This window comes from Deltaproteobacteria bacterium, from assembly GCA_019309045.1.
GTDB lineage: Bacteria > Desulfobacterota > Syntrophobacteria > BM002 > BM002 > JAFDGZ01.
In genome coordinates, this window is record JAFDGZ010000069.1 from 1 (window position 1) to 15,890 (window position 15,890).

Genomic DNA, 15,890 nt, shown 5'->3' on the forward strand with positions numbered 1-15,890 from the left:
ATCTCCTGATGATCCCCTGCTGCTGGAGATCGGTCGTCTGTTGCACAGTGAAAATGGTGTTGTACTCAAGGGGGTTCTAACCCATGCCGGCGGCTCATATCAGTGCAAATCAATGGATGACATTCGCGCCATGGCGGAAGCAGAGCGAGTTGCCGCAGTAAAGAGTGCCGAGGTACTGCGCAACCACGGCCTGCCATGTACCACTGTCAGCGTTGGTTCGACGCCCACGGCAACCTTTTCCACCGATCTGACAGGCGTCACCGAAGTACGAGCTGGTGTCTTCATGTTTTATGATCTGGTAATGGCAGGGTTGGGGGTTTGTGAGATTGAAGATATTGCTGTTTCCGTGCTGGCATCCGTTATTGGCCAGCAAAAACATAAGGGATGGGTGTTGATCGATGCAGGTTGGATGGCGCTCTCTCGCGACAGGGGAACGGCCAGCCAGACAGTCGATCAGGGATATGGCCTGGTATGTGACCCAAGAGGGAAGCTGGTGACTGATCTGCTTGTCTCGTCAACTACTCAGGAGCATGGCATAGTAACAGCTCGCAGCGAGAGGCATATTGATCTGGCAAAGTTCAAGGTGGGCAGCATGATCCGCATCCTGCCGAACCATGCCTGTGCCACAGCTGCCAAGCATGACCGCTACTACGTCGTAGACAGCGGCACTGAAATCCTCCATGTCTGGCAGCGCATAAACGGCTGGTAGCGTATGCGGAAAACCATGGCTCCAATCTCACCATTGAATATGAACTGTAGGAGTCCGGAACCAGCCTAGTGGGCAAGACTGTTGAAAACCTTTCTGTGGGCAGCTTCTCGCGCTGGGACCAGCAACCTTTTGTCCCGGGCTCTTGCTTCTCGGGCTTCTTCGACAAAGTAAGACAGGAGCAGCTGCTCCTTGGAGAGGTCTGCACCCCTGGGCCTGGCCGCCTCAATTCGGCGGGCATTAGCCTTTATCAGCTGCACTGCTCTCCTGGAGATCCTATCCCTGCTGGTGACTGCCAACCTCAAAGGGGAAAACATCTTTTTGACCAGAAAGAAGAATTCATCCCTCCGGTGGCGGCAGTTCCTCTTCATCTCTTTGCTGAGGCTCCGCAACATCAGGGTGGCCGGGTATACGGAATGTATCTCGGTAGTTCCTTCGAAAATAGTGGTGACCCGGAAGTCCCGCATTCTTTTTTCATAGGGCTGCGTGGTGAGATAGCCGGCACCGCCAGCAACCTGCAGAGCATCATAAAGGACATCCCAGGCCCTGGTAGTACCAAACAGTTTGCAGTGAGAGCTTTCGATGGCCAGTGGCGCCAGTGGTTCCTGGTCGAGAATTGCCGCAGTCAAATTGGTCATGGCAGAGGCAGCGTAGCTGTAAACCGCTGCTTTGACGATCTTTTCCTGCACCAGCTCAAAATTGTCGATGGGAACTCCGAATTGAATCCTTTTGCTGGCGCGCCTCTGCATGTCGTGCAGAGACTGCTTCATGATACCGGCAGAGGTGGCTCCCAGCGCCAGCCTGCCATAGTTGAGAATGGTCATGGCAATCTTGAAGCCTTCACCTGGTTGACCCAGGAGGTTTTCCCTGGGGATCCGGACGTCTTTAAACCTGATGGCCGCAGTGGAGCTCGCTTTCAGACCCATTTTGGGCATATTCCTGCCCACCTGCACCCCATCCCAGCCAGTCTCCACCACAAAGGCCCCCATGAAGCCAGGATTTTCTGCATCGAGCTGAGCGAACACGGTGAGGCCGCCTGCATAATTGGCATTGGTAATGTAGGTCTTCTGACCATTCAGGAGATAGTAACTGCCGTCTGCAGAAAGTATGGCCGTAGTTTCCACATTCCTGGCATCGGAGCCTCTTCTGGGTTCTGTCAGGGCATAGGAAAAAATCATCTCCCCGGAGGCGGCAGGTCTGAGGTATTTGTTCTGCTGCTCTTCACTGCCGAAGAGGACGATGCCCTTGGTGCCGATTGACAGGTGGGCCAACGAAAGGATGCCCAGTGCCAGGTCACGGCCTGCTATTTCTTCCACAACGGCCAGATATTCTCCGAGGCTGAGACCGAGACCACCATAGCTCTCGGGAATAGTCAGAGCGAAAAACCCCATCTGCCGCAGTTTGCTCATAAGGGCATCCGGCACTGTTTCATATTGCTCCAGATGGTGGGGTGGATATTCTTTGCTCAGTTGATCGCAATTTTTTATGATTTCAATTACTTCACTTCGTAGAGGTAGATCTGTGTACCGGGGCAGTCGCTCCATATTCCCAGAGCCGAGATAAAGGTCCGTGAGAAAGCGTCCTTTTCGCATTTTGATCTCCCTTTGTTGGAGACAAATTACCTCAACGGTTCTGCCCCAGGATACCAACTTGCCGGTGCGGCTCAGACCTGCCAATAGCTACCATTCAATAGTAATCACTCTATCCACTCTCTACCACTTGGAAAAGCAGGTCACTGCCACACATACTGCTCGGAGCAACCCCCGGGCTGTAGGGCAAGGTGAGAATGGGCAGCAGGGCAAGAGCATATTGGATGTGAGTAAATCTGGCTTGCTCTGCTGAAAGCGGGGCGAGCTATCGAAGCTCGAGGATGCTAGAGCACAAGACAGAGCACAGTGGTGCAGAGTATCCCCACAGGGTAGAGACTTGCTTTGTTGAACAGATTGACTGCTTGCTTCAGGTCTCTAGAGTTGACAAACTTATGGAATGGCAGAAGCAGAAGGAAAACTCCGGAGAGCAAAGCTCCAGCACCGTACAGCCACTTTTGTGGCAAAGGTGAAAAGAGAATGATGCCAAGTCCAAGTATTACACTGGCCAGAAGCGCCGTCAGTATGATCATCACAGCAGAGCTCGTGCCGTATACCACTGGAATAGTCTTGCCACCAAGACGACTGTCTTCTTGCATGTCAACAAGATCATTGGGAATATTTTGGCCACCAATCTCCCACAGGGCAACCCACAAGAAAAAAATCAACACAAACGAGCCGGGAGGCTCTGGGTTGACCGCATAGATTGCCGCCAGACCACCGAGAGTCTTCACTACCGCAGCAAGAAGAATCTTCCACTGGCTCAAAGAGTAGAGTTTGCAGTAGATCACTTCCAGAATGCCAGCCATGACAAAAATAGCAGCGCATAATGGATTCAGATAAGCTGCACCCAGAAGGGCCATGGCTCCCCAGAAGATGGTCCAGGCCACCCCTTTCACATAGGGAATGAGCCCCTGGGCCAGAGGGTGACGAACAAAGATGCAATCAAGATCGAAACAGCTGTCTCCTCTGGCAATTGCGGCCATTCTCCTGCGGTCCAGGTGATAATCCGTAACATCGTTCAAGGCATAGATGCAGGCGTAGCCTGCAAAGACCGTAATCATCCCCACAACTATGGTAGAGGCTGCCGGAAATTTCCCCAGGCACAGAAGCGCAGCTGCCATGGGCGTGGCAAGATCGATGACTAGATGCGGTGTTCTCGATAGGGCAAGAAAAAGCTGTAATTTCCTGGTGTTAAGCGTATCTTCTCGAGTCATGTCTCCCCATGCCCCCACAAACCATTTTCTGCACTCCTGTTAATGAGGAAAAGTCATCTTGGCCCCAAACCAGCCCACCACGGTAACCACAGGAGCAAGTGCCAGCACAAGTAATAGGTAAAGGGCTCTCATTCCCCCCGGCACTTGCATGATCTCCGGATTGCCCAGCCTCCAGACGAATAAAATCACAATGAGCGCCAGCAAAAACAGTGAACCTGCCACCTTCACAACGATGGTGGGACTCCACTTGGCACGGTAGTTTATCCACCAGTTGTAAGGTCCGGTTATCATAGCTACTGGCGTGGCCAGCAAGGCAGCTCCCAGCACATGAAAAGCGCTTTGTTCAAAATGTCTCTGTCCAGTTATCAGGTAAACCACATTCAGAATCACTGTGAGAATAACAAAAGCGATGGGAAAATGTACCGTCATGGGATGAGGATGGCGCCGCAGCATGGGCACCTTTTGAAAAAGGCTGAGAAGAAAATCTGGCAGGTGTTCATCCATTGGGTCCCTGGCCGCCCGCAAGACGCCAACCTGGACAAAACGCTCGAATACTTCTGGACCGTGAGGTGCAGCCTTGAAATCCTCTGAGAGATCCTCACCGGAATGGTGCCGCCTCATGTGGATGCCAGTCCTCCACAATTTGCTTTCAGAGACATCATAGACCTTGCCTTCGTGGGCGATGTAGACTGGCTTGCCCTCAGTGCCATTAAACTCCTTCAGTTCATCCCTGCTGAATTTCTTCAAATCTGCAGCCATTGATCAAAATTCTCCAGATCAGCAAATAGAACATATCGATTCTGTAAGCATGTGATACAAGTTACAATCCAGCTAAAATATCGTATGTCGCCTCATGATGCAAGAGATTACCTCTATGGCAATATTCCGTTCTGCCAGAAGGCACCACCCTCAGCCGCAGCGTGGCAGACAGTTCAAAGCCAGCGCCCATAGAAGCGAGCCAGCCGTTCTGGACTGAGACCAAGGAAAAAACCGTACAACATTATTTGATTGATAACAGTTGCTTTGCCCACCCCGATCTCTTGCCATCTCCTGGCCGATGTCTGCACCGCCACAGGGGCAATGGCTATTCTCCCTATTTTTCTGAGGCGTGACACCAAGACAAGATCCTCCATTATAGGCATTGTCGGGAAGCCACCTATCTGCTGAAACCGGGCAGCTTTCATGAACAGCGCCTGATCTCCGTATGGCAGCTGCAAGGTGGTTGAACGCCAGTTGGCCAACATCTCCACTAGCCGCAGTGCTCTGCCGCTGCCATCAATGCCCAGTCTAAATGCTCCAGCCACCACGCCATGTGCACCGAGTGTGCTGTGCACCTGGGAGCGATAGCCTGGCGGCAGTCTGGTGTCGGCATGCAAAAAGAGCAGCACCTTGCCGCTGGCAACAGAAGCTCCCATGTTCATCTGCACGGCACGCCCTGGGCTGGAAACAAGCAGTTTGCAACCCCACGCCTGCACCTGCTTCCTGGTATCGTCCACACTGCCGCCGTCAACTACCACCACTTCCGTTTCAGCATCGCCCATGGCGGATGCCAATGTAGCGCCAATGTGACTCGACTCGTTCAAAGTGGGAATAATTACCGAAAGGCTGGTAGACGAGGCAGCAAGAATGGCGCCTGCAGCTTTTCTCATACCTTCTACCCGGCAGTATGAAGACAAGAGGCTCCAGGCCCCCGGGACCAGGCTTCATAGAGAAGCAGTTTACTTGCCTGCCCAGCATATGTCTCGCATTTCTGCAGAATAGGCGTCAAGACGGCACCTCCTGCCACGTCCTGTTGTCAATGACAATCTTCAGGCCCCACACAGCTCGACGTCGACATTGAGCTTCACTCCTGGTTCCTGGCCATAATAGCCCCTCACCTGGTTGGCTGTTTGGTGGCCGGAATGCCTGCTTTGTATTGCCCCTTTTCCACTGGCTGGGCCGGTTCCGTCTGCCAATTTCCACAGGTCTCACCGACAGCCGGCTCCCTGCTCGCCTGTAGACAACAAGCCAGTCCTCGACCGCCGCTCATTTTGCTACCAGGATCCTGGCCTTCTGCACCACATTCTCCACCGTAAAACCGTAGTGAGCGAAATTTTCCCTGGCAGGCGCACTGGCGCCGAAGCTGCTGATGGCAATGATCTCCCCGCCATCACCCACCCATCTTCTCCAGCCCATGGCCACACCAGCCTCTACTGCCAGCCGCTGCCTCACCTGCGGTGGCAGCACCTCATTTTGATACTCTTCGGACTGCTCTTCGAACAACTCCCAGCAAGGCATGCTCACTACCCGGGCGTCGATATTTACCCGGGCAAGCTCTTTCTGGGCTTGCAGGATGAGCGCCACTTCAGAACCGGAAGCAATTAGAATGACCTCCGGCACGTCGGCCTTTTCTCTGGCAAGAATGTAGGCACCCTTGCGCAGACCCTCGGCAGCTGCTGCCGTCGTCCGCTCAAATACTGGCAACCCCTGTCTACTGAGAATCAACATGGTGGGTCCGTCGGTACGCTCCATTGCCACTCTCCAGGCATAGGAAACCTCATTGGCATCCGCGGGCCGAATCACCCGCATATGGGGCATTGCTCGAAAAGAGGCTAGCTGCTCTATGGGCTGATGGGTAGGTCCGTCTTCACCGACACCAATGGAGTCATGCGTCAGCACGTAGATGACAGGAAGCTTCATCAAGGCAGCCAATCTCATGGCAGGCCGGGCATAATCGCTGAAAATGAAGAAGGTGGCGGCATAGGGGCGCACCCCACCATGCAGTGCCATTCCAGAACAGCAGGCGGCCATCGCATGCTCCCGCACACCCCAGGCAATGTTGCGGCCATGATATGTATCCTTACCAAAATAAGGGGAATCGGGCAGCAGGGTCTTTGTGGATGGGGCAAGATCAGCACTGCCCCCCATCAACCAGGGCACCTTGTCGGCAAAAGCCTGCAAGACCTTGCCCGAGGCGGCCCTTGTGGCCAGTGGTCCGTCGTCCACATGGAACCGGGGAATGTCTCGGTCCCAGTCCGCTGGAAGTTCACCAGCAAGCACCCGGCGAAACTGTCTTGCCAACTCAGGAAAGCTATCGCTGTAGGCAGCAAACAAGCCCTCCCAGGTCTCTTGCAGTTCCTGCCCCTGACGTAATGCCGGCTGGCGCATGTGCGACAATACTTCCTCGGGCACCAGAAAGGTTTCGTCCTCGGGCCAGCCGTAAAAGCGTTTTGTCAGTTTCACTTCCTCTTCACCCAGCGGTTCACCATGCGCCTTGGGACTGTCCTGTCGATTAGGGGAGCCGTAGCCGATGTGAGAGCGCACTATGACCAGTGAGGGCCGTGCTTTTTCTTTTCTAGCCTCAGCCAGGGCAGCGCTCAGCGCCTCTATGTCGTTTGCCCTGTCCCCCACGTCCAGCACATGCCAGTGGTATGCAGTGAACCTCCCGGTCACATCATCTGAATAAGTGAGGTCTGTATCACCTTCAATGCTGATATGGTTGTCATCGTAGACGCAAATAAGCTTGCCCAGGCCAAAATGACCGGCCAGAGAAGCAGCCTCGTGCGAAGCACCTTCCATCAGGTCGCCGTCGCTGCAAAAAGCATAGGTGAAATGGTTTACAATAGGGAAACCCTCCCTGTTGAAAACTGCTGCCAGGTGCGCCTCTGCCATGGCCATGCCCACCGCATTCATTATGCCCTGGCCAAGGGGGCCTGTGGTTGTTTCCACCCCGGGAGTGAGCCCAAATTCAGGGTGACCCGGAGTCTTGCTGCCCCATTGCCTGAAGTTCTTGATGTCCTCCAGTGAGATATCATAGCCGGTGAGAAACAACATGGCATAGAGCAGCATTGAAGCATGGCCGCAGGAAAGAACGAACCGGTCCCTGTTGAACCAGTCAGGATTTCGCGGGTTGTGGCGAAGAAACCTTTTCCAGAGTACGTAGGCCAGCGGTGCCAGGGCCATAGGCGTCCCTGGATGGCCTGAGTTGGCTTTCTGAATAGCGTCCATCGCCAAGGTACGGATGGTGTGAATTGTCAGATCAACTGCTGCATTTTGCTCGCTGGCCATTGAAAGTCCTCCTTTCCCTGAAACCCAGATTCCTGGTCAATACCACGCTTTCTAGAAGTGCTCTGCCTCCTTGCTTCACTTCTGATCCATTTTGGAGGCAGAGGTGAATTGCCAAGGTAGCGAAGTCATCACTTGTACTGGAATGTTTGTTATCGACGCAAACGGCAAGACCCTTTCAGCTTCCCTCTCTCAAAATTTTTTTAATCCGGGCACGAGCTTCCTGCGAGAGAGAAGCCTCAGGAAGATATTGAGTTTCTTCCACATGTTCCGAGCAGTAGTGCAGGGTTTTTCTCAGAAAATGCATCTGCTTCCAATAGCGCGAGCAGAACTTGCACATGAGCAGATGCATACGCAAAGCAAGTCGCCTCGACAGCGGCAGTTGGTTGTCCAATGACTCAGATATCAGCTGAGCCGCCTCTTTACAACTGAGCATCACTCCCTCTTTACATGTTCGCCAGAAAACCAATTTCCCTCGAGGCATTCACGCAAGCGTAAACGCGCACGGTGAAGCAAGACTCCCCCGTTAGTCGTTGACACTCCTAGAATTTTACAAATTTCCGCAATACTCAAACCATCGAGTTCCCTAAGAGTAAAAGCCTGATGCTGTCGCAAAGGCAGTTCTGTAAGGCACTCTTGCAGTACGCCCCAGAACTCGCGCTGCCGAAAAAGCAGACCTGGATCTGTGGCCCATTTTGCCGGACCCTGCCGCCATCCTCCCCTCTCATCGAAAGGCTCATTTCCGTGGAAGACTTTAGATTCGGTATGGTCCACAGACAACTCTCTGCTCGCCTTCCGTATATGGTCCACAATCTTGTGCTTGAGAATACCGAAAAGCCAGGTACGCAAGGTAGAATGGCCCTTGAAGGTCTCTCGACCCCGGAAAGCAGCCAGCAAAGTTTCCTGAACCATATCTTCAGCAAGAACGGGGTCTTTGAGCCGAAGAAGAGCGTAACGGAAAAGGGCGTCTCCGTGTTCATCCACCCAGGTCTCAGGGTCTGGTAACTGGTGGCGATCCATTGGCTATCAAGTTTCCGACCTTGTCGATATGCTCACAATTTGTTATTGTGACTCTACGAGAACGTCCTTGCTTTCGTTGTTTTCACTTCTAATCGAGGCCTGCGGCGCATTTTCTAGAAACTTAGCAGATTGAGGCCAACACTACAAGACTTGAATATAATTTAATCAGTATATTTAAGTATTTCAAGATCTAAGTTAGGAAAGACGTAAGATATTTTAGTAAAACTGCAATCCTAAACGTTAGTAACCGGAATATAGATGCTTAGTTTTGACAACATTCTACTATTTATTTATATACTGCCTTTATCAGGTCTTTTTATTTATGGCATCAATTGTTATTTCTTGATGATATATTATCGAGTCCACCTAGGAAAAGCAAAAGAGCGACATCAAAAATTACAAACCTCGTTTTATGAATATTTATCTCCATATGAGCTGCCTTTCGTTACTATTCAACTACCGGTTTTTAATGAACGTTATGTAATTAAAAGATTGATCGACTCTTCATGCAGGTTAGATTATCCTAAAAAAAAGCTTGAAATACAGGTTCTAGACGACTCCACTGATGACACCTTTCACCTGGCTCGTGCCTGTGTAGAAAGATTACAACAAGAAGGCTTTGATATTGTTCATTTGCATCGCCCGAACCGTACAGGTTACAAAGCGGGTGCTCTCAGGGATGGCCTGCATGTGGCAAAGGGCGAACTTATTGCCATCTTCGATGCCGATTTCGTCCCCAACCCTAATTTTCTCAAAGAAACGATCCCCTATTTTTCTCAACCACAAGTTGGCATGGTGCAGGCTCGCTGGGGGCATCTCAACCGCAACTACTCTCTGCTCACCAGGGCGCAGTCTATGGGAATCGATGGGCATTTTGGAGTAGAGCAGGCTGCCCGCGGCTGGGGTGGGCTGTTCATGAACTTCAATGGTACCGCAGGAATCTGGCGCAGGGCAGCCATCGAAGATGCCGGTGGCTGGCAGGCAGATACACTCACTGAAGATCTTGATTTGAGTTATCGGGCCCAACTGAAGGGCTGGAAGCTGGAGTTCGCTCCTGTTGTAAGCTGCCCAGCGGAACTGCCGGTGACAATAACTGCCTTCAAATCGCAACAATATCGCTGGGCCAAAGGTTCCATCCAAACCGCCAGGAAGAACCTGCACAAGGTGTGGCGGGCAAAACTTCCCCTGCTGGTGAAAATCCAGGCGACCCTCCATCTGACCCACTATCTGGTCCATCCCCTGATGATAATGGTAGTCCTCACCTCCATTCCCATGCTTTTCACCCACTGGTTTTTCTTGAGCATCTCTTACCCCTTATTGGTGTTCACTCTTTTCTGTTTAGCAACATTCGGCCCGTCTGCCATGTACGTCTACTCGCAACGCATCTTTTATCCCCGCTGGAAAAAAAATGTCAGGTATCTGCCTTTTCTCATGTGCCTGGGAACAGGCATCTCCGTAAACAACACCAAGGCCATCCTGGAAGCGCTTTTTGGCTTGCAGAGCAGTTTCATACGCACACCCAAGTATGGCATCGAACAGCGAAACGACAGCTGGTACGACAAGCTCTATTCTCTTCCCTTTGATTCTCTTTCCGTTTTTGAACTCTTGCTCGGCATGTATTCTCTCGCCGGCCTCCTTCTGTTTCTCCATTTCAGCAAGTATTTGATCAGTCCTTTTCTGCTGATTTATACTGCGGGCTTTTTTTATGTTTTTTCTCTGTCAGTGATTCATGCGAAAAAAAAGTAGAAAACGATTTCAAGCGCCGGATATGGCGTGCACAGGGATTGTACTTATTGGATTCGTTTCAGCTCCTGTATATATGTTCAATTTCAAATGGGGCAAACTGCTGCAGAATCTGGCGGGCAGTAATGTTCAGCCGACCGGCATCCATGTAGCCCTGCTGCAGCTGTGGTTTCTTATCCCATTTTACCTGCTCGCTGTTTTTGTGGTGTTTCGCAAACTGGCCCGACTCAGCCGCACTCCTGGGCTGACTATATTCGTCTTTATTGCAGCTGTCTTTTTCAGAATTTGTCTGCTTCCCACAACCCCTGTGCTCTCTTCGGATGTGTACCGCTATGTCTGGGACGGTCGTCTGCAAGAACACGGCATCAATCCCTATCTCCTTCCACCTGCTGCCAAGAAGCTCACTGCCTTAAGAGACCGGCAGATATACCCTCACATAAATCGCCGGGACCACCCTACCGTGTATCCGGCAGGCGCTCAGATCTTCTTTTTTCTTGCTCATGGCATTACCGGCGACAGCATTTATCGTCTGAAAGCAATCCTGGTAGCCTGCGATGTACTGACTCTTGTCTTGTTGCTTGGAATTTTGAGAGCATCCGGCCTCGAAGCAATAAGACTTCTGGTCTACGCCTGGAATCCTGTCGTCATCTATGAGATCGCCCACAGTGGTCATCTGGAAGCACTGATGATTCTGCTGGTTCTCCTGGCTTTCTACCTTGCGGCCAGGCACAGAAGCACACTCGCAGTGTTGAGTTTGGCCGCTGCCGCTGCCAGCAAATTTTACCCGGCTCTGCTGTTTCCCGCTCTTGTTGTTCGTGGAGAAAGAGTGAAACTTACCATGCTATTCTGCAGCGCTTTGCTTGTCTCTTACATTCCTTATATGGCGGCAGGCAGCAAGGTCCTCGGCTTCTTGCCCACCTATTTGACAAGTCCTTATGAGAGTTTCAACCTGGGTCTGAAACACTATCTCATGCAACTTTTCCCCGCAATAGACTATTTTTTCCTGAGCAAAGTCTTTGCAGCAGTCCTGGTTCTAGTAGCGTTGTTCGTTTTCACCAAAGACAAAAACTTCAACGATATGCTGAAATACTCTTATCTGTTGATCAGCGTCTATCTCCTGCTCATGCCCGCGGCATTTCACCCCTGGTACCTCTTGTGGCTGATCCCTCTACTGGCATTTTACCCGTCGCCGGCATGGCTGCTTTTTTCCGGTACTGTTGTTTTTTCGTACCTCAAATACGTCTCTCCACGAGGACTCATGCCAGGCTGGGTTGTCGGCCTGGAATACATTCCCCTGTTCATCTTGTTGACAGTCGAATGTGTCAGAATTCACGGCACCACACACCCCTGGTTTCCCTGGATGGCCAAGAATTCTCTGCCCGAGAGGAGATAAAGTTTATTAGATTTCCCTTGAACACTTCATATCGATCAAGATGGTAGGATTCGCCACTGCTGCCTGTAAGAGGAGAGAGGTCACAGCGACCAAAAAAAGATGGCAACACCTGCACACGAAGGAGAAATAATGCGCAAAACGCCACCTTGTCTCTCCATACTTTCACTATTGCTGGTCCTGGTTGCTGCTACCGCAACAGCTGATGTATTCGACCATTCACGCTTTGATCAAATCCTTAAGACATACGTAGATTCACAGGGGCTGGTGGACTACAACGGCATAGCCAGGGACAGCGATTTTTCTTTCTACATCCAATCCCTTGAAACAGCGCCCGTTGACAGGCTCTCCCGTGACGGTCAACTCGCCTTCTGGATCAATGCTTACAATGCGGTTACTATTGACAAGGTCATAAGAAGAAAACCGAAAAGGAGCGTCCGGGAAACGATTATTCCCGGAGTGTGGACCTCTACTGAATTTTTCACCAGTCGACAGCACCTGGTAGCAGGTAGAAGGATGAGCCAGGACCACATCGAACACCAGATTCTTCGCAGGCAGTTCCGGGACCCGCGAATCCACTTCGCCATCATCTGCGCCTCCATGGGTTGCCCTCCACTGCCCAGAGTCGCCTACACTGAAGTGAACGTCCAAAAGCGTCTGGACGAAGAAACCAGGGAATACCTCAATTCACCGAGGGGGACCAGGATTGACCGCAGTGAGAATACCCTTTATATCTCGAAACTTTTTAACTGGTTTGCCGATGACTTCGTGCAGAAATCTGGCTCAGTTCTAGCCTTTATAAAACCATACGTACACGAAGACATCCTGGAGTTTCTAGAGAGAAAACCGCGAATTTCCTACCTGGGTTATAATTGGGCCTTGAATGCTCAAAGTCTGATACAGCAATGACGTGCTGCGGCTAGAGTTAGCATGCTCAAAGGTTAGCAAACCGTAGAGGTTGATGGCAAAATGAAAGTGCACCTCGACATCCAATATTGATCAACAGAAGGAGCAGGAGATTGGCTGCAGGGCAACGAGCTGGATAGGGACAGGGATGAGGCATTGGTTTGCGCCGTGGCACCATAATGACCGCAGGCCCAACCTGAAGGTTGCGGCTGCCGAATGAGCAGCGAGAGGGCTGAACTCTTATTTTGCCATCAACCCATAGACAATACTTTTTCTGATAAGAAAAGAATATGGCAATTTCGGTTGTAATTCCTGCCTTGAATGAAGAGCAAGCTATTGCCAGTGTGGTGGAGAATGTCCCCGGGCAAATGGTCCAGGAGGTTATTGTCGTGGACAATGGCTCCACCGACAACACTGCTTTACAAGCTGCTGCCGCAGGAGCCAGGGTAGTGCATGAGAGTCGGCGTGGCTATGGTGCCGCCTGCCATGCAGGCGCCCTGGCAGCACGCCAGGCGGACATCATTGTCTTTCTCGACGGAGACTACAGCGACGATCCACGTTACCTGCCGCTTCTTGTCGAACCGCTCAGCCGCAACCAGGCGGACCTGGCAGTAGCAAGTCGGCTTCATGGGGGGCTCGAGAAGGGCTCAATGCTCTGGCATGGCCGCCTCGGGAATCTCCTGGTTGCCTGGCTCATCCGCCGACTCTACAGCGTAGACCTCACAGATCTGGGTTCATTCCGGGCGATCAGAAGCGAAACCTTATTCGATCTTGGCATGGAACAGATGACTTATGGCTGGCCTGTGGAAATGGTAGTAAAAGCAGCCCAGAAAGGGTGGCGTCTGAAAAGCGTGCCAGTGCCATACCGCCGCAGATTGGGAACCTCGAAAGTGAGTGGTACTGTGAAAGGCTCCCTCCTCGCCGCTTACTACATGTTTTTCGTTCCCTTGCTGTACCTGTGGAAGAGATAGACAGGAGGAATGGCCATGATATCAGTCGGAATCGGCCTCACCAACAACTGCAATTTGAACTGCGCCCACTGTTATAGAGATCAGCGAAAGATCTATAATCTCACTCTTGATGACATCAAGAAGGTCTGCGACAACATGCCCATCGGTTCTATCGGCTTTGGCACTGGCGAGAACGGCTTGAATCCTCAGTACATGGAAATCCTCGAATATCTCCGAGCCAAGAAGATCAAACTTACCCTTGCCTCCAATGGTTATACTCTAGCGATTACAAACGATGAACTGCTCAGCTATTTCGGCGACGTGGAATTCTCTGTAGACTTCCCGGACCAGAAAAGACAGGATGCCTTCAGAGGCGACGGCAACTGGCAGACTATTATGGCTGCCATCGACCGCTGCAGCAAATTGGGGGTGAAAGTTTCGATTCTGGCTGTGTTGATGAACGTCAATTACAGGGACCAGGGACGACTGGCCCGCTTGGCAGCCTCTCTGGGGGCTGATTTCAGGGTGAATGTCTATCAGCCCATGTTCACCGACAGGTTCATGCTCAGTTTCGAGCAGTACTGGCAAGCCTACCAGATCCTTTTTGACCACAGCGAGATACTTTCTGTAACCGAACCACTGGTGAATGCTTTCCTGGGTCTGAATACCACGCGAGGAACTCCCTGCGGCGGCAAGAGTATCCGCATAACCCCCGATCGAAAGTTGAAACCCTGCGTGTACTGGCCTGAGTCTGAGCTTACAATTGACGATCTGGCTGAAAAAGGGGAAAGCGTGTTTGCCACACCACTTTTCAGAAATACGCACACCATCCCAGAATTCTGCCGCAACTGCACTCACCTGCTCACTTGCAGCGGCGGTTGTGCTGCCCGCCGAATCTTGAGAAAACGACCGCACGACCCTGATGAATACTGTCCAATACTGCGAGGGAAAAAGATCCGTTTACAGGGTCAGCTCTCGAGTGCAAAGAGGCCGCTGCGTACCGGGAGCATCTGTACGACCATCGTAAGGGGAGCGTGATGGCTACGGCCAACAAATACCTGGACTTGCACCTGCCAAAGTGCCTTTACATCGAAATCACCAATCGCTGCAATCTGCGCTGCCGAAGCTGCATTCTCTACCGAGGGGGCTGGGAGCCGCACCGGGATATGTCGCTCGAGGAGTTCCAGGGGGTGATAGGGCAGTTGCCAAATCTGCAGCGTGCCGTGCTGCATGGCATTGGCGAGCCCCTGCTCAATCCACAGCTGCCACTTATGATCCGCGCTTTGAAAGAGCGTCAGGTATTTGTTCTTTTCAACAGCAATGCCATCCTGCTCAACAACAGGCGCCAGGAAGAACTCATAGAAGCAGGCCTGGACGAGCTTCGCATCTCTCTAGATGCTGCCACCTCCAGAGGCTATCAGAACGTGCGCCAGAGTGACAAGTTCGAAGCCATCGTGGACAATATTGCCGCCTTCAGCAAACGACTGGCTGCGAGCAGGTCGCCAAGGCCTAAATTGTCTCTCTGGTTCTTGGCAACGAGGGAGAATGTCAGAGAACTTCCTGATTTCATTGAACTGGCATCTTCTCTGGGTATTGCGCAGGTATACCTGCAGAGGCTGGTCCATTTTCTCGACAACGATGGCTATGGACTGGCCAGATCTGAAAATGCCCTCAAAAATGCTGATGAGGGTATCACAGCATTGATAACAAGAAGTATGGTGAGAGCCAGAGAATTAGGGATACAGTTCAGTGCTTCTGGACTCACTGACCCACTGCAAAGTTTGCAACCTGAATGCAGGTCTGCAAAACCATGGCAGAACTGCCTGCGCCCCTGGCAGGTGCTCTATGTCACTGCACACGGTAATGTGCTGCCATGCTGCATCTCTCCTTTTTCCACAGTTGATTACCAGGCCATTATCCTGGGAAATGTATTCAAGAACAGGGTGAGAGATGTCTGGTTCGGGCCCAAGTATCAGCAATTCAGACAGGCAATTATACTGATCACCTGTCTCCGGCTGGCTACAACAGTCAGAATGAGAGTGGCGGCAAAGTGTGGCACCATTTTTATCAATACCATACCGGCAATGATCATCACCCTGCCACGAGTGAACAGACTGTAAGAATCTAGAACCTCAAATCAGGAGGAATGCCTCATGCAAAGGTTTCTTGCTGTTTTCACCTTGTGCACGAGCCTGATCTTGCTCGTACTTGGCTCTTCTCCAATCCGGGCAGAGACTATTGTCTCTGGCACGGTGATCACTTCCGATGGCATGGTGGTGGCAAGCGGAGTTGTAGCACTTGAACAGGGAGAATTGCACAACAACAATT

15 protein-coding genes are annotated in these 15,890 nt (G+C 51.7%); 8 read left to right on the forward strand and 7 right to left on the reverse strand.

All coding sequences use genetic code 11. The features are described 5' to 3' along the window. The coding region (locus JRI89_13315; protein ID MBW2072217.1) for an alanine racemase at positions 1 to 709 on the forward strand (709 nt) is incomplete at its 5' end. 65 nt (positions 710 to 774) lie between these two features. On the opposite strand, the gene JRI89_13320 is transcribed toward JRI89_13315, so the two are convergent. The 7 genes from JRI89_13320 to JRI89_13350 all read right to left on the reverse strand — a co-directional run bounded on the left by JRI89_13320 (position 775) and on the right by JRI89_13350 (position 8,573). Next, complete coding sequence (locus JRI89_13320) at positions 775 to 2,298, reverse strand: acyl-CoA dehydrogenase family protein (protein ID MBW2072218.1); 1,524 nt, start codon at positions 2,296 to 2,298, stop codon at positions 775 to 777. 281 nt (positions 2,299 to 2,579) lie between these two features. Continuing rightward, positions 2,580 to 3,509, reverse strand: coding sequence for a UbiA family prenyltransferase (locus JRI89_13325; GenBank protein MBW2072219.1), 930 nt, complete (start codon positions 3,507 to 3,509; stop codon positions 2,580 to 2,582). 39 nt (positions 3,510 to 3,548) lie between these two features. Beyond that, positions 3,549 to 4,268 (reverse strand): DUF2231 domain-containing protein, encoded by a 720-nt coding sequence (locus JRI89_13330; protein ID MBW2072220.1) that lies wholly within the window; start codon positions 4,266 to 4,268, stop codon positions 3,549 to 3,551. 173 nt (positions 4,269 to 4,441) lie between these two features. Continuing rightward, positions 4,442 to 5,158: a TIGR04283 family arsenosugar biosynthesis glycosyltransferase gene (locus JRI89_13335; protein ID MBW2072221.1), complete on the reverse strand. Its 717-nt coding sequence runs from the start codon at positions 5,156 to 5,158 to the stop codon at positions 4,442 to 4,444. A 376-nt stretch (positions 5,159 to 5,534) separates the two neighbouring features. Next, the gene (gene tkt, locus JRI89_13340) at positions 5,535 to 7,556 is read right to left on the reverse strand and encodes a transketolase (protein MBW2072222.1); all 2,022 of its coding nucleotides are present in this window, start codon (positions 7,554 to 7,556) and stop codon (positions 5,535 to 5,537) included. Positions 7,557 to 7,731: 175 nt separating this feature from the next. Beyond that, on the reverse strand, positions 7,732 to 7,989 hold the full coding sequence (locus JRI89_13345; protein MBW2072223.1) for a zf-HC2 domain-containing protein: 258 nt from the start codon (positions 7,987 to 7,989) through the stop codon (positions 7,732 to 7,734). Further along, positions 7,989 to 8,573 (reverse strand): sigma-70 family RNA polymerase sigma factor, encoded by a 585-nt coding sequence (locus JRI89_13350; protein ID MBW2072224.1) that lies wholly within the window; start codon positions 8,571 to 8,573, stop codon positions 7,989 to 7,991. The genes JRI89_13345 and JRI89_13350 overlap by 1 nt, the downstream gene beginning before the upstream one ends. 258 nt (positions 8,574 to 8,831) lie before the next feature. On the opposite strand from JRI89_13350, the gene JRI89_13355 reads away from it, so the two are divergent. The 7 genes from JRI89_13355 to JRI89_13385 form a co-directional block, all read left to right on the forward strand. Further along, positions 8,832 to 10,319, forward strand: a complete 1,488-nt coding sequence (locus tag JRI89_13355) for a glycosyltransferase family 2 protein (protein ID MBW2072225.1) — start codon at positions 8,832 to 8,834, stop codon at positions 10,317 to 10,319. After that, positions 10,303 to 11,709, forward strand: a complete 1,407-nt coding sequence (locus JRI89_13360) for a hypothetical protein (GenBank protein ID MBW2072226.1) — start codon at positions 10,303 to 10,305, stop codon at positions 11,707 to 11,709. Before JRI89_13355 ends, JRI89_13360 begins: the two co-directional genes overlap by 17 nt. A gap of 129 nt (positions 11,710 to 11,838) precedes the next feature. After that, the gene (locus JRI89_13365) at positions 11,839 to 12,615 is read left to right on the forward strand and encodes a DUF547 domain-containing protein (protein MBW2072227.1); all 777 of its coding nucleotides are present in this window, start codon (positions 11,839 to 11,841) and stop codon (positions 12,613 to 12,615) included. Positions 12,616 to 12,902: 287 nt separating this feature from the next. Continuing rightward, on the forward strand, positions 12,903 to 13,583 hold the full coding sequence (locus tag JRI89_13370; protein MBW2072228.1) for a glycosyltransferase family 2 protein: 681 nt from the start codon (positions 12,903 to 12,905) through the stop codon (positions 13,581 to 13,583). A 15-nt stretch (positions 13,584 to 13,598) separates the two neighbouring features. Next, positions 13,599 to 14,600 carry a radical SAM protein gene (locus JRI89_13375; GenBank protein MBW2072229.1) on the forward strand — a complete coding sequence of 334 codons (1,002 nt, stop codon included), beginning with the start codon at positions 13,599 to 13,601 and terminating at the stop codon, positions 14,598 to 14,600. Next, a complete protein-coding gene (locus JRI89_13380) occupies positions 14,600 to 15,682 on the forward strand; it encodes a radical SAM protein (GenBank protein ID MBW2072230.1) in 1,083 nt (360 codons plus the stop codon). The genes JRI89_13375 and JRI89_13380 overlap by 1 nt, the downstream gene beginning before the upstream one ends. Positions 15,683 to 15,715: 33 nt before the next feature. Further along, a partial coding sequence (locus JRI89_13385) for a hypothetical protein (protein MBW2072231.1) occupies positions 15,716 to 15,890 on the forward strand: 175 nt, incomplete at its 3' end.

Bases quoted from the DNA above. Each gene is read 5' to 3' on its own strand.
- JRI89_13375 (MBW2072229.1), top strand. From the start codon at position 13,599: ATGATATCAGTCGGAATCGGCCTCACCAACAACTGCAATTTGAACTGC.
- JRI89_13360 (MBW2072226.1), top strand. From the start codon at position 10,303: ATGCGAAAAAAAAGTAGAAAACGATTTCAAGCGCCGGATATGGCGTGC.
- tkt (MBW2072222.1), bottom strand. From the start codon at position 7,556: ATGGCCAGCGAGCAAAATGCAGCAGTTGATCTGACAATTCACACCATC.
- JRI89_13350 (MBW2072224.1), bottom strand. From the start codon at position 8,573: ATGGATCGCCACCAGTTACCAGACCCTGAGACCTGGGTGGATGAACAC.
- JRI89_13355 (MBW2072225.1), top strand. From the start codon at position 8,832: ATGCTTAGTTTTGACAACATTCTACTATTTATTTATATACTGCCTTTA.
- JRI89_13365 (MBW2072227.1), top strand. From the start codon at position 11,839: ATGCGCAAAACGCCACCTTGTCTCTCCATACTTTCACTATTGCTGGTC.
- JRI89_13335 (MBW2072221.1), bottom strand. From the start codon at position 5,158: ATGAGAAAAGCTGCAGGCGCCATTCTTGCTGCCTCGTCTACCAGCCTT.
- JRI89_13320 (MBW2072218.1), bottom strand. From the start codon at position 2,298: ATGCGAAAAGGACGCTTTCTCACGGACCTTTATCTCGGCTCTGGGAAT.
- JRI89_13325 (MBW2072219.1), bottom strand. From the start codon at position 3,509: ATGACTCGAGAAGATACGCTTAACACCAGGAAATTACAGCTTTTTCTT.
- JRI89_13345 (MBW2072223.1), bottom strand. From the start codon at position 7,989: ATGCTCAGTTGTAAAGAGGCGGCTCAGCTGATATCTGAGTCATTGGAC.
- JRI89_13370 (MBW2072228.1), top strand. From the start codon at position 12,903: ATGGCAATTTCGGTTGTAATTCCTGCCTTGAATGAAGAGCAAGCTATT.
- JRI89_13330 (MBW2072220.1), bottom strand. From the start codon at position 4,268: ATGGCTGCAGATTTGAAGAAATTCAGCAGGGATGAACTGAAGGAGTTT.
- JRI89_13380 (MBW2072230.1), top strand. From the start codon at position 14,600: ATGGCTACGGCCAACAAATACCTGGACTTGCACCTGCCAAAGTGCCTT.